Below are 12590 nucleotides of genomic sequence, written 5' to 3'. Positions count from 1 at the left end.
TCCTGGAGGCGCCCTTCCCGACCCTTCGCACAGGAAGCCCGGTGGCACCATGACATCCGGCCCGTCCCCGGCAGCCGGCGTACACGTACCGGACACGAAGCTCGCGGCCGAGGCCACCGAGCTCGTACGCGACACGACCGGCGAACTCGTCTACCACCACTCGCACCGGGTCTTCCTCTTCGGTGCCCTTCAGGGGCGCCGGCGCGATCTCTCGTTCGACCCGGAACTCCTGTACATCGGCGCCATGTTCCACGACCTGGGCCTCGGCGAACGCTTCCACGACAGTGGCCGGCGCTTCGAGGTGGACAGCGCGGACGAGGCGCGCCGGTTCCTCCAGTCGCGCGGGGTGCCCGAGGACAGCGTCCGGCGGGTGTGGACGGCGATCGCCCTGCACACCACCCCCGGCATCCCGGCCTTCATGGAGCCCGAGGTGGCGCTGGTGACCGCCGGGGTGGAGTACGACGTCCTCGGCATCGGCTACGACGACATCTCCGACGCCGACCGGGCCGCCGTCGTCGCGCTCCATCCACGGCCGGACTTCAAACGCCGGATCCTTGCCGCGTTCACCGAGGGGATCCGCCCCAAGCCGGAGACGACGTTCGGCAACGTCAAGGCCGACGTGCTCCAGCACTACGTTCCCGGCTTCGAGCGCGGTGACTTCGTACGCACCATTCTCGAATCGCCGTGGCCCGAGTGAGGCCCGCCGTCGGTACGGCCGGGGCGCACCGCGCCGTAACGGAGGGACCGTCATGACCGAGGAACGGCAGGAGATGCTGGCACGCCTGGATGTCTTCGTCGGCGAGTGGTCGCTGGAACCGCACTTCCCCGGGGGCCGGTCGTCACCGCCGGGTGAGGTGCCGAAGGCCCGCACCTGGTTCGAGTGGGCCCTCGATGGGCAGTTCCTCGTGCAGCGTACGGAGATTCCGGTCCCCGAGGCTCCGGACGGCCTGATGGTCGTCCGTGCCGACCCGGGGACCGGGGCGTACACGCAGCACTACTTCGATTCACGGGGCGTGGCCCGTCTGTACGCGATGGACTTCGACGGCAGGGTGTGGACGCTCACGCGTGAGTCGCCCGACTTCACGCCCCTGGAGTTCCGTCAGCGGTTCACCGGCACGTTCAGCGAGGACGGCTCCACCATCACCGGCGGCTGGGAGGTCCGTTTCGACGGCGGTGAGTGGGAGCACGACTTCGCTCTGACCTACCGCAGGGCGGGCTGACCCCTCCCCCGGGCATCCGCGCACCAGGGCCTCCCCCGCCACGGGGCGCATGTACGTCCGCGCGGATGGTCCCGGTTCCGCTTCAGGGACGTACGGCTGCGCCCCACCTCCGTGACGCGGCGAGCAGCGCGGCCGTGAACGGGTGCCGGGGCGCGGTCAGGATCTGTTCCCTGGTCCCCTGCTCGACCACGTGTCCCCCGTCCAGCACGGCGATGCGGGTGGCGGGTGCCGCCGTGTCGAGGTCGTGGGTGATCAGCACGACGCCCGGCCCGCCGGGGCGCCGGATCAGCGTCGCGAGGAGGTCCAGCAGGGAGCGGCGGGTCACGGGGTCCAGCCCCGAGGTGATCTCGTCGCAGACCAGCACCCGGGGCCGCGCGAGGAGGGCCCGGGCGAGGGCCGCGCGCTGGAGTTCGCCGCCGGACAGTCCGCCCGGCGTCCTGCGGACGAGGGCGTCGTCCAGTCCCAGGTCCGTCAGCGTCCGCCGGGCCTCCTCCGTCGCCTCCCGGTGAGCGGCGCCGCGCAGGCGGACCGCGGTGCGGGCCACCTGGTCCAGGACCGGCCGGTGTTCGTCGAAGGCGGCCCGGGCGTCCTGGAAGACGTACTGCACGGCGGCGAGCTCCTCGCGGCCGCGATCGCGCAGGCTGCGCGGCAGCGGTGTGCCGTCGAGCAGGATCTGCCCCGTGTGGTCGCGGTGGAGCCCGGCGAGACAGCGGCCCAGGGTGGTCTTGCCGCTGCCCGAGCGTCCGACGACGGCGAGGCATTCGCCGCTGCGGAGCGTGAGCCGGTCCACGTGCAGCACGGGGACGCGGCGGCCGGCCGTGCGGTGGCGGGCGGTGAGCCCGCCGACCGTCAGCAGGTCCGCGCCGGCGTGCCCGGGGTCGGCGTACGGCTGGGTCCTCGGTTCGGCGAGCAGCTCCTTGGTCCACGGGTGCGTGGGGCCGTCCAGGATCCGGTGGGCCGGGCCCTGCTCGACCACACGGCCGCCACGCATCACGAGTACGTCGTCGGCCAGTTCGCGTACGACGTCGAGGTCGTGGCTGAGCAGCAGTACGGCGATGCCCCGGGCGGCCACCGCCGCGAGCTGGTCGACGATGCGGCGCTTGGTCAGGGCGTCCTGCCCGGTGGTGGGCTCGTCGGCGACGACGACCCGGGCGCCGAGGAGCAGCGCCTGCGCCAGGACGACGCGCTGCTGCTGGCCGCCGGACAGCTGGTGCGGGTAGCGGCGCAGTACGTCGGCGGACGCGTCCAGCTGGGCGTCGGCGAGGGCTTCGGCGACGCGCTGTCGTGCCGCCGTACGGCGCTGCGTGCGGGGCAGGTCCCGTACCTGTTGCCGTGCCATGTCGTGCAGCAGGGCTCCGGTGCGGCGGGCCGGGTTGAGGACGGCGGCGGGGTGCTGGGGGACGTAGCCGATCCGGGTGCCGCGGACCGTCACCTCGCCGGTCACGCGGGCGCCCGTGGGGTGTTCGCCGAGCAGGGCGAGGCCGGTCGTGGTCTTGCCGCTGCCGGACGCGCCGACCAGGGCGGTGATGGTGCCGGGCCGGATCCGCAGCGAGACGTGGTCCACGAGCGTCCGCCCGCCGACCTCCACGGTCAGCCCGGTGACGGAGGCGAGCACGGGGTTCTCGTTCATGGGCGACGGGCCTTCCGGGGCGGGGTGCGGCGCTGCATGGCGGCGTCGACGAGCAGGTTGCCGCCCATGGTGAGGGCCACGATGAGGAGGGCGGGCACGACGACGGCCCAGGGCTGGATGAGCAGTCCGGTGCGGTTGCGGTCGACCATCACGGCCCAGTCGGCGGCGTCCGGGGCGACCCCGATGCCCAGGAAGGCGGCGGTGGCCACCAGGTAGAGCACGCCGGTGAGCCGGATCCCGGCGTCGGCGGCCAGGGTACGCAGGATGGACCGCCCGACGTATCCGACGGCGATCCGCCACCAGCTCTCCCCCTGCATGCGCAGGGCCTCCACGGCGGGCCGGGACGCGGCTTCCGCGGCGGCCGCGCGCACGATGCGGGCGGCGTCCGGGATGGAGACGAAGGCCACCAGCAGCGCGAGCCCCACCGCTCCCGGCGGGAAGGCGGCGGCGACGAGAAGGATCATGAGCAGCGAGGGGACGGCGAGCAGGACGTCCGGCGGACGCATCAGCACCTCCTCCAGCCACCTCCGGTGGGTGAGCGCGCCGATCAGGCCGAGCGGCAGGGCCACGAGGTACGCGAGGGCGGTGGCCGCCAGTGCGACGAGGACCACGGGCCGCCCGCCGAGCAGTACCTGCTGCACGACGTCGCGGCCGACGAAGTCGGTGCCGAGCCGGTGCCCTTCGCCGAGGGTGAAGGAGGCGGCGCGGGCGGTGGGCTCCCCCACGAGGAACGGCCCGGCCAGGGCGAGGCCGAGCGGGATCGCGACGACGGCGGCCCCGGGCCCGTATCCGCGGAGCCGCTTCACGCCGCCACCCCCGTGCGCGGGGCGAGCCGGTGGGTGACGAGGTCGGCGCCGAGGTTGAGCACGACGGTGGCGAGACCGAAGGCCACCGCGAGTCCCTGGACGACGGGGATGTCGCGGTCGGCCACCGCGTTCATGAGGACGGTGCCGAGTCCGGGGATCACGTAGAGGGCCTCCACGACGATGACGCCGCACAGCAGCCAGTCGATGGTCCTGGCGAGCTGCTGGGTGGCGGGGGCGAGGGCGTTGGGCAGGGCGTGCGCGTAGCGGACGCGGGCGCCGGGGATCCCGTACCGCTGGGCGTGGGCGGTGTACGGGGCGGCGAGCGCCTCGATCATGCCGGCCCTGACCAGCCGGGCCAGCGAGCAGACGGGCCGGGCGAGCAGGACCAGGACGGGCAGGACGAGCACGGCCGGGTGCGCGAGCAGTCCTGTCCCGTAGCCGACGGCGGTCGGCGGGAACCAGCCGAGCCGCAGCGCGAAGACGCTCACCAGCAGGACGCCGAGGGCGAATTCGGGCACCGCGTAGACGCCGAGGGTCGCGGAGCTGATGAGGCGGTCGGTGAACCGCCCCTCGTGACGGGCGGCCAGGACGCCGAGGCCCAACCCCGCCGGGACCAGGAGCAGGACGGTGACGGTGGCGAGGAGCAGGGTGGGGCCGAAGCCGTCCGCGAGGAATCCGGACACGGGCCGTCCGGAGGTGAGGGAGGTGCCGAGGTCGCCGTGGAGCAGGCCCAGCACCCAGTCGGCCAGGCGCTCGTGGGCGGGACGGTCGAGGCCCATGGCCTCGCGGACGGCCGCGATGCGCTGCGGGTCGGGCTGGTCCCCGGCGAAGGCGACGGCGGCGTCCCCCGGCAGGGCCTCGGTGAGTGCGAAGACCAGCAGGACGACGGCCGCGGTCTGGACGGCGCCGAGCAGCAGCCTGCGGGCGATCCAGGAGCGCAGTCCGTTCACGCCAGCCAGACCTTGTCGAAGCGTGCCCAGTCCAGGGTGTTGGCGGGTGCCTCGCGCGCGACACCGCGCAGGTTGCGTGCGGTGCCGAGGATCCAGTCGCCGAAGCCCCAGACGAGGAAGCCCCCTTCGGTGTACAGCTGTCGCTGCATGCGCCCGTAGAGGGCGGCGCGGGCGGTCCGGTCCCTGGTGGACTGCGCCTGCCGGTACAGCGCGTCGAAGTTCTTGTCCTGCCACTTGGTGGCGTTGGTGGTGGAGTCGGTGAGCAGCCGCTGGGAGATGTGGGACTCGATGGGCATGGCCCCGGAGCGGTAGCAGCACAGGGTGCCGGAGTCGAGGATGTCCTTCCAGTAGGAGTCCTTGCTTCCCATCCGTACGTCGACGGTGACTCCGGCGCGTGCCGCCTGGTCCCGGAAGATCCCGGCGGCCTCGGTGAAGCCGGCGGCGACGGCGGAGGTGTCGAGGGTGACCTTCAGATCCTGGGCGCCCGCCTGCGCGAGAAGGCTGCGGGCGCGGCCGATGTCCTGGGCTCGCTGGGGGAGTTCGTCCGCGTAGTACTCGTATCCCTTGCCGAAGAGGTCGTTGCCCTGCTCGCCCGCGCCGGACAGGGCGCCGTCCACCAGTTCCCGGCGGTCGGCGATGAGGAAGAACGCCTCGCGGACCCGGGGGTCGTCGAAGGGCGGGCGGTCGGTCTTCATGGCGAAGGCCTGCATGGCGCTGTTGCGGAGCCGGACGATCTCGATGCCGCCGGCCTTCTCGTGGGCGCGCCCGGTGGCGGGGTTGAGCTCGTGGGCGTATTCGATCTGGCCGCCGAGGAGGGCGTTGACGCGGGCGGACTCCTCGTTGGCGACGACGAATTCGAGCTCGTCCAGGTGCGGGGCGCCGTCCCAGTGGGTGTCGTTGCGCCGCAGGACGGTGGAGCGGCCGGGGGTGAAGGAGACGAAGCGGAAGGGGCCGGAGCCGACCGGGGCGCGGTCGAAGGAGGTGGCGCCGTCCTTGACGATGTACGTGCCGAACGCGGCTATGACGTTGGGGAATTCGGCCGTGGGCCGTTTGAGGACGAAGTCGACGGTGCGCTCGCCCGTGGCGCGGCTGGCCTTCAGGTCGATGGGTTCCAGGGACGCGCGGGCACGGTACGCCTTCTCGGGGTCGGCGATGCGGCGGTAGCTGTAGAGGACGTCGGCGGCGGTCACGGGTGTGCCGTCGTGGAACTCCGCCTGACGCAGGGTGACGGTCCAGCGGTCGAGGCCCGTGTTCGACTCCCACTTCTCGGCCAGGCGCGGCACCGCGGACAGGTCGGCGCCGTAGTCGGCGAGCTTGTCGAAGAGGGCCTTGCTGCGGGCGGCATCGGCGAAGAGGTTGCCCAGGTGCGGGTCGAGGGTCTCGCTCGCGCCGCCTCCGGCGAAGGCGGCGCGCAGCCGTCCGCCGCGCCGGGGGGTGCCGTCGCCCTTGCCGGACGCGGCCTCGGTGGCCGGAGAGCCGGAGCAACCGGCGAGGGTGAGGGCGCTGAAGCCGGCCACTCCCCCGGCGGCGGCGAGGAAGTCCCGCCTGTGCGGGCCGGGGGAGCGTGTCGGTCGGTCGGCCGGTGCGGTCATGGTTGTTCTCCTGTTTCCGGCTGTGCGGAAGGGGCGGGTGTGGTGACGGCGGGGGTTCTCGCGACGAGGTGGATCCGGTCGCCGTCGGCGGCGTCACCTGGTTCGTCGCCGGGTCGCCAGAGCGGTTCGGTGCGGGGCCCGGGGCCGTCGTACAGGGCGAGGACCTCGAAGCCGTGCACGGTGAGGAAGTGGCGCAGTTCCTGGGGCAGGAGCAGTCGCCACGCGGAGTGCTCCTCGACGGGCGGGCTGCCGTCGTCGGCGGTCCAGCGGCGGGTACGCCGCAGGAGCTGGGCGGCGCGGTCGACGCGCAGTGCGGTGGTCGAGCGGTACGTCGTGCCGTGCCAGGTGAAGCGGGAGACGGTGGGTGCGGTGGGCGGGGCGTCCCGGCCGAGGAAGTACGCGCCGTTGCGCATCTCCGCGACCAGCAGGCCACCGGGCACCAGGGTGCGCCGGCAGGACGCCAGGAATCCGTCGAGCTGTGCGTTGGTGTGGCAGTACAGCAGCGAACTGTCCAGGCACACCACGGCGTCGAAGGCGTGCTGTCCGAGATCGAACCGGCTGAGATCGGCCTGTACGTAGACGGGGCCGGGGTGGTGCGCGCGGGCGTGGGCGAGCATGGTGCCGGAGAGATCGGCACCGGTGACACGGCGTCCGGCGGCGTGGAGGCGGGCGGCGTCGCGCCCGGTCCCGCATCCGAGGTCCAGGACGGCCGGCCCGGCGCCGTACCGTCGCAGGAGGTCCTCGGCCCACCGTCCGGCGAGACGTCCGGGGTCCGGGAACCGTGCCTCGTACAGCTCGGGGCGGTCGGTGAGCAGATTCCCCGTACGGTGCTTCATGCCGCCACCGCCACCGGGGCGGGCCGGGTCCGGGGCAGGGATCCGTTGCGGTGCAGCCAGGTCACGGCGGCCGCCGAGGCGAGTCCGGCCGCGAGGCAGCAGCCCCAGGGGAGCAGCGCGGCCGTGCCGCCGCGTCCGGCGAGGTCCATGGCCCGGCCGACGGCCGCGTTGCCGACGGCGGCGGCGATGCCGGAGACGGCGTAGAAGATCCCGAAGTACGTGCCGGTCAGGGCCTGCCGTCCGAAGGCGGGGATCAGCTCCATGACGAAAGGCTGCGCGATCATGACGCCCAGATGGAGCAGGAGGGCTCCGGCCAGGACGGGCAGCGCGCGCAGGGCGGCGTCCAGGGTGCCGTGCGGGGGTGTGTCCGTACCGGCGACGAGCATCGGCGGTACGAAGGCGAGCCCCATCAGCACCAGGCCCGTGGCAATCCAGCGCCCCCTGGTCCCCCGGCCCTTGAGGGCGCGGGTGATCCGCAGCTGGAAGGCGATGCCCGCGACCGTCCCCACCAGGAAGACGAGTCCGGCGGCTCCGTCCCAGCCGGTGGCCTGGCGGGCACCCGCGGGGAGCAGCAGATAGAGCTGGTTCTCCAGGGTGAACATGCCGACCATGGCCAGGGCGAACGCGAGGAAGGCGCGGTTGCCGACGGCTTCACGCCAGTCGGAGGTGACGCTTCCGGTGGCCGGTGGCGCGTCCCGTGCGGGGAGTACCAGGGCCTGGGCGACGGTGAGCAGGGCGAAGATCCCGGCGGCGGTGAGCGCGGACGCCCGGAAGTCGACGAGGAGCAGGGCGCTGCCGAGGAGCGGTCCGACCAGGGCGCCGGTCGTCGCGAAGACGTTGAACAGGGCGAACGCCTCGGCCCTGCGCTCCCCCGCCTCCTGGGCGAGATAGGTGCGGACGGCGGGGTTGAACAGGGCGCCGGCCACTCCGCTGAGCACGGAGGCGGCGAGCAGGACGGGCAGTCCGTCGCCGAGCGCGAAGAGGGCGAAGCCGACGGTGCGTATCGCGCAGCCGGCGATGATGACGCCGCGTGCGCCGAGCCGGTCGGCCGCGGACCCGCCGATGAGGAAGAGGCCCTGCTGGCTGAGGTTGCGTACGCCGAGGACGATCCCGACGACGGCGGCCGACATGCCCAGGTTGTCGCCGAGGTGGGTGGCGAGGTACGGGACGAGGAGGTAGAAGCCCGTGTTGACGCCGAGCTGATTGACCAGCAGCAGGCGGATGGCGAGGGGGAATCCGCGGATCTCGTGCCAGGTCCTCATGAGGCGGCCCTCCGGGCCCCGGCCTCGGTGCGGGGCCGTACGCCGAGCCCGGGCAGCCCGCCGGCCGAGACGAACCCGTCCTCGCCCCCGACGCCGGTCCAGGGGTCGTGGGCGAGCAGGAGGTGTCCGTCGAGGTCGGTCCAGCGGGCCCGGTCGGCGATGTGGACGGCGGGGGCGATGCCCAGGGTGCTGGCGGTCAGGCAGCCGAGCATCAGGTCCGTGCCACTGTCCTCGATCAGGGCGGCGATGCGCAGAGCGGCGTGCACCCCGCCGCATTTGGCGAGTTTGACGTTGATCCCGTGGACGCGTCCGGCGAGCCGCCGCGCGTCCTCGTACGTGACGGCGTCCTCGTCCGCGATGACGGGTACGGGTGAGCGGGCGGCGAGCCGCGCGAGGGCTTCCGGGTCGCCGGGGGCGAGGGGCTGCTCCACGGCTTCGATGCCGAGGTCGGCGAACCGGGGCAGGAGCGCCCGGGCCTGCGCGGCCGACCAGGCGCCGTTGGGGTCGAGGAGGAGGCGGGCGGCCGGTGCGGCGGCGCGGACGGCGCGCACCCGGTCCAGATCCGCGTCCTGGTCGGGGTCGCCCGCCTTGATCTTGATGACGGAGAACCCGGCGTCGGCGAGCCTGCGGGCCTGGACGGCCGCACGCCCCGGCGAGGTCAGGGAGATCGTGCGCGCGGTGGCGGCCCTCGGTGCCACGGGGGATCCGAGGAAGCGGTGGACGGCGGTGGCGGTGCGCTTGCCGACCAGGTCGAGGAGCGCGGCCTCGGTGGCGGCGGTGACGGCGGCCGGGGTGCCGGGCGCCATGAGCTCGTCGGCGCGCAGCGCGTGCAGGGCGGTCTCCGGTCCGGCGAAGCGGCCGATCGCCTCGCCGGTCCGGGCGGCGAGGCGTTGCAGAGCCACCGTGTCGAGGCCGTAGAAGACACTGGTGACGGCCTCGCCGTGACCGCTGAGGCCTTCGTGCTCGATGGTGAGGCGCACGGCGTCCCGGGCGGCCATGGTCGACCGTGAGATGCGCAGCGGCTCGGCGAGGACGAGCCGCACGGTGTGCTGGGTGAGCTTCACGGCTGCCTCTCCAGGCGTTCGGCCAGGGGGTCGGTGACGGTGGTGCACCGGGCCCAGCCCCCGGAGTACGGGGTGCGTGGGTGCGGGACGTCGACGGGGAGTCCGGCCGCGCGGCCGGGGTCCAGCTGGTGGGCGGTCATGAAGTCGTCGTCGTAGACCGTGCCGAGGTAGCGGTGGGGCCCGTCGGGGAAGACGGTGGCGACGGCGGCCCCCGGGTGGGTGCGGGCGGCCCAGGCGGCGACGCGGGCCACGGCTCCGGTGCTCCAGCCGCCGCTGACGAAGTTGCCCCGGGCGAGGCGCCGGCAGGAGTCGGCCGCTTCGGCCGGGCCGATCCAGTGGACCTCGTCGAAGGCGTCGTAGGCGACGTTGCGCGGATGGATGCTGCTGCCGAGGCCGCGCATCAGGCGGGGCGCGGCAGCCTGTCCGAAGATGGTGGACCCGGTGGAGTCGACGGCGATGAGGCGGAGGCCGGGCCAGTGTCTGCGCAGCGGTCCGGCGATCCCGGCGCTGTGGCCCCCGGTGCCGACGCTGCAGACGAGGATGTCGAGGTGGTCGAGCTGGGTGGCCAGTTCGGCCGCGAGCGTGGCGTACCCCGCCGTGTTGTCGGGGTTGTTGTACTGGTCGGGCCAGTACGCGCCGGGCAGCCGGGCCAGCAGGTCGTGCAGCCGCTCCAGGCGGGCACCCTGCCAGCCGCCACGCGTGGCGGGACGGTCCACGAGTTCGAGGCGCGCGCCGTACGAGCGGAGCAACTGGCGCATGGACGGCTCCAGTTCGCTGTCGCCGACGAGCACGACGGGGTGCCCGAGGGCCTGGCCGGCGAAGGCGAGTCCTATGCCGAGCGTGCCGGAGGTCGACTCCACGACCGGTGCGCCGGGGAGCAGTTCGCCGCGTTCCTCGGCGCCCAGGAGCATGGAGACGGCGGCCCGCGCCTTCATGCCGCCGACGGCCTGGCCTTCGAGCTTCGCCCAGAAGCCGGGGTGGGGCAGGGGCAGCGCGGTGGTGATCCTGGCCAGCGGTGTGCGGCCGAGGAGGGCGAGGAGTTCGCGGTTGGGGGCGAGGGCGGGCAGGGATGCCGTGGTCACGAGGTGCCTCCGTCGTCCGCGCGGTAGTGGTGGATGGTGCCGGGTCCGCCGTCGAGCCAGAAGAAGGGGTACGGCTCGGCGCACACCGCGGCCACCCCGGCGCCCAGGAAGCGGGGCAGGACCGCGCTCCCGGTCTGGGCGAACATGACCAGGGGCTTGCCGCGCTCCCGGGCACTCCTGCGCAGCGGGTCGAAGGTGCCGTTGCCGAGCGTCATGCCGGAGGCCAGTACGGCGTCGCAGCGGTCGATCTCGGCGAGCGCGTCGGTGCTGATCGGCTCGCCCCACTCGGTGGTGCCGCCCTTGAGGTCGCAGGGAATGCAGGTGAGGCCGCGCGAACGCAGCTCCGCCAGCAGGGAGTTGACGACGCCGACGACCAGGACGGCGCCGCCGGGCCGCACGTCCAGCAGGTCGGCCACGGCGGCGGCCCGTGCCCGTGAACGCTCCAGTGAGCTGCCGGCCGGGACGGTCACCGGCTGCGCGCCGTGGGCCCGGGTGTGCGGGGTGACGTCCATCAGGTAGGCGTCCAGGGCCGCGACGCGCACCGGCAGCAGCGGGTGTCGCAGGAGGGCGGCCAGGTCGGCGCCGGCGCAGTCATCGACGGTTCCGGCCCGCAGTGCGCCGGGTTCGGTGGAGCACGATCCGACGGCTCGGTCGAGGCGCAGGCTGAGGACCTCGTTGCGGTATCCGCCGCTCCGGCCGTCGTGCCGTACGGCTTGGGACGTCGTGAAGGCCACGGCGATACGGCGGGTCGACGGGTCCGGGCCGAGCTCACCGGCGAGGGCCTGGCCGAGAAGGGTGTCGAGACACGGGGCGGGGGCGTGCGGGGCCGCCGTCATGAGCGCACCAGCAGGGGGCGTACGTCCGCGAGCAGGGCCTCGACACGGGCCCGGGCGCCGAGCCCGGCGGTGTCGCCCGCCATGATGTGCCCGAGGTACGCGTTGTTGCTGTCCGCCGCCTCGACCGTACGGCCGGCCTCGGCGACCTGGACCTCCAGGACTCCGTCGGCTCCCCGCACCCCATCGGCACCCTCCACGGACGCGAGGGTGCCGGTGGTGCCGGGCACGAGGAATCCGATGGCCGCGCTGCGCAGTCCGGTGTCACGGCGGCGGAGGTCGGGCTCCCGGCCGAGGGCCACGTCGACGCAGGCTGCGGCGAGGTCGATCCCGGTGACGTGCCGGACCAGCTCGGTGATGCGGTTGCCCGCCGGGCGGGGGTTGACCTCCACGACCCGGGGCCCGTCGGCCGTCAGCTTGATCTCGGTGTGCGCCACGACGTCGTCGAGGCCGAGCGCCGCCCCGGCGTCGACGGCGGTGCCGGTGGCGGCGGCGAGGTCGTCCGGGGTCAGGGCGGCCGGGAACATGTGGCCGGTCTCGACGAAGGCCGGGGCCCCTCCGACGCTCTTGTCCGTCACGCCGACGACGTGGGCGACGCCCCGCCGGGTCACGGTCTCGACGCTCACCTCGGGACCGTCGAGGAACTCCTCCAGCAGGATGTGCGGCGAGCGCCGCTGCCCCCGGGCGTTGTGCGGGAAGCCGGCCAGCGCCTCGCAGGCCGCGGCCAGTTGTTCCGCGTCGTCGACCCGACGTACGAACATGCCCGCGCAGAGGTCCACCGGCTTGACCACCAGCGGATAGCCGATGCCCCGGGCGGCCACGGCGGCCTCCGCCCCGTCCGCGCAGACCGCGAAGCGGGGCCCGGGGACACCGGCGGCGGCCAGGACCCGGCGGGTGGAGTCCTTGCGGCAGGCGTTCTCCATGGCGTCGGCGGAGGGGCCCGGCAGTCCCAGCCGGGCGGCGATCCGGGCGGCGGTCGGCAGGTAGTAGTCACAGGAGGTGATCACCCCGTCGAAGCCCAGAGCGCCGTGCAGCCGTTCGACCTGCGGAAGCAGCGTGTCGACGTCATTGGTGGGCGCCGTGACGACGTTACGGGCGGTGAGCAGCGGATGTTCCGTCCCCTCCGGTGCCGTGCGGAGGTAGTGGTGCAGGTCGCGGGTGAGGAAGGTGAAGTGGTGCCCCGCCTCCCCCAGGGCCCGCGGCAGCAGTCTGCTCATCGATCCGACCCAGCTCTCGACCACCAACAGATGAGCCACGAGCTCCCCTTCTCACAGTGCGTTGGGATTGCGGGCAGGCAGAGGCCACCCCTGCGCGG

Annotated in this window: 12 protein-coding genes; 2 read left to right on the top strand and 10 right to left on the bottom strand. The window is 73.8% G+C overall.

Annotated elements, in window-relative coordinates; genetic code table 11:
- Positions 1-49 precede the first annotated feature (49 nt).
- Together ACZ607_RS18820 and ACZ607_RS18815 are read left to right on the top strand one after the other, a co-directional pair.
- Positions 50-697, top strand: a complete 648-nt coding sequence (locus ACZ607_RS18820) for an HD domain-containing protein (protein WP_469735885.1) — start codon at positions 50-52, stop codon at positions 695-697.
- Positions 698-749: 52 nt separating this feature from the next.
- A complete protein-coding gene (locus tag ACZ607_RS18815) occupies positions 750-1220 on the top strand; it encodes a hypothetical protein (protein ID WP_469735883.1) in 471 nt (156 codons plus the stop codon).
- A gap of 82 nt (positions 1221-1302) precedes the next feature.
- Here ACZ607_RS18815 and ACZ607_RS18810 read toward each other — a convergent pair whose 3' ends face one another.
- The 10 genes from ACZ607_RS18810 to ACZ607_RS18765 are packed head-to-tail and all read right to left on the bottom strand — an operon-like array spanning position 1303 to position 12531.
- Positions 1303-2850 carry an ABC transporter ATP-binding protein gene (locus tag ACZ607_RS18810; RefSeq protein WP_469735881.1) on the bottom strand — a complete coding sequence of 516 codons (1548 nt, stop codon included), beginning with the start codon at positions 2848-2850 and terminating at the stop codon, positions 1303-1305.
- Positions 2847-3656 (bottom strand): ABC transporter permease, encoded by an 810-nt coding sequence (locus tag ACZ607_RS18805; protein ID WP_469735879.1) that lies wholly within the window; start codon positions 3654-3656, stop codon positions 2847-2849. Before ACZ607_RS18805 ends, ACZ607_RS18810 begins: the two co-directional genes overlap by 4 nt.
- Positions 3653-4606 (bottom strand): ABC transporter permease, encoded by a 954-nt coding sequence (locus tag ACZ607_RS18800; protein WP_469735877.1) that lies wholly within the window; start codon positions 4604-4606, stop codon positions 3653-3655. Before ACZ607_RS18800 ends, ACZ607_RS18805 begins: the two co-directional genes overlap by 4 nt.
- Positions 4603-6198 (bottom strand): ABC transporter substrate-binding protein, encoded by a 1596-nt coding sequence (locus ACZ607_RS18795; protein WP_469735875.1) that lies wholly within the window; start codon positions 6196-6198, stop codon positions 4603-4605. Before ACZ607_RS18795 ends, ACZ607_RS18800 begins: the two co-directional genes overlap by 4 nt.
- On the bottom strand, positions 6195-7034 hold the full coding sequence (locus tag ACZ607_RS18790) for a class I SAM-dependent DNA methyltransferase (RefSeq protein ID WP_469735873.1): 840 nt from the start codon (positions 7032-7034) through the stop codon (positions 6195-6197). Before ACZ607_RS18790 ends, ACZ607_RS18795 begins: the two co-directional genes overlap by 4 nt.
- Entirely contained in the window at positions 7031-8296 is a 1266-nt protein-coding gene (locus tag ACZ607_RS18785) for an MFS transporter (protein ID WP_469735871.1), read from the bottom strand. Before ACZ607_RS18785 ends, ACZ607_RS18790 begins: the two co-directional genes overlap by 4 nt.
- Positions 8293-9360: an enolase C-terminal domain-like protein gene (locus tag ACZ607_RS18780; protein WP_469735869.1), complete on the bottom strand. Its 1068-nt coding sequence runs from the start codon at positions 9358-9360 to the stop codon at positions 8293-8295. The genes ACZ607_RS18785 and ACZ607_RS18780 overlap by 4 nt, the downstream gene beginning before the upstream one ends.
- Complete coding sequence (locus ACZ607_RS18775) at positions 9357-10442, bottom strand: PLP-dependent cysteine synthase family protein (RefSeq protein ID WP_469735867.1); 1086 nt, start codon at positions 10440-10442, stop codon at positions 9357-9359. The genes ACZ607_RS18780 and ACZ607_RS18775 overlap by 4 nt, the downstream gene beginning before the upstream one ends.
- Positions 10439-11278, bottom strand: a complete 840-nt coding sequence (locus ACZ607_RS18770) for a Rossmann-like domain-containing protein (RefSeq protein WP_469735865.1) — start codon at positions 11276-11278, stop codon at positions 10439-10441. The genes ACZ607_RS18775 and ACZ607_RS18770 overlap by 4 nt, the downstream gene beginning before the upstream one ends.
- Positions 11275-12531 (bottom strand): ATP-grasp domain-containing protein, encoded by a 1257-nt coding sequence (locus tag ACZ607_RS18765; protein ID WP_469735863.1) that lies wholly within the window; start codon positions 12529-12531, stop codon positions 11275-11277. Before ACZ607_RS18765 ends, ACZ607_RS18770 begins: the two co-directional genes overlap by 4 nt.
- Between the last annotated feature and the right edge of the window lie 59 nt (positions 12532-12590).

Source organism: Streptomyces sp. NPDC104381 (genome assembly GCF_055583745.1).
Note: the sequence above shows the minus strand (reverse complement) of the source record. Positions and strands in the feature narration are given on the sequence as shown.

What these genes read in the sequence shown, in the direction of transcription:
- ACZ607_RS18820 (WP_469735885.1), top strand. Translation starts at nt 50, where the DNA reads ATGACATCCGGCCCGTCCCCGGCAGCCGGCGTACACGTACCGGACACG.
- ACZ607_RS18815 (WP_469735883.1), top strand. Translation starts at nt 750, where the DNA reads ATGACCGAGGAACGGCAGGAGATGCTGGCACGCCTGGATGTCTTCGTC.
- ACZ607_RS18810 (WP_469735881.1), bottom strand. Translation starts at nt 2,850, where the DNA reads ATGAACGAGAACCCCGTGCTCGCCTCCGTCACCGGGCTGACCGTGGAG.
- ACZ607_RS18795 (WP_469735875.1), bottom strand. Translation starts at nt 6,198, where the DNA reads ATGACCGCACCGGCCGACCGACCGACACGCTCCCCCGGCCCGCACAGG.
- ACZ607_RS18790 (WP_469735873.1), bottom strand. Translation starts at nt 7,034, where the DNA reads ATGAAGCACCGTACGGGGAATCTGCTCACCGACCGCCCCGAGCTGTAC.
- ACZ607_RS18785 (WP_469735871.1), bottom strand. Translation starts at nt 8,296, where the DNA reads ATGAGGACCTGGCACGAGATCCGCGGATTCCCCCTCGCCATCCGCCTG.
- ACZ607_RS18770 (WP_469735865.1), bottom strand. Translation starts at nt 11,278, where the DNA reads ATGACGGCGGCCCCGCACGCCCCCGCCCCGTGTCTCGACACCCTTCTC.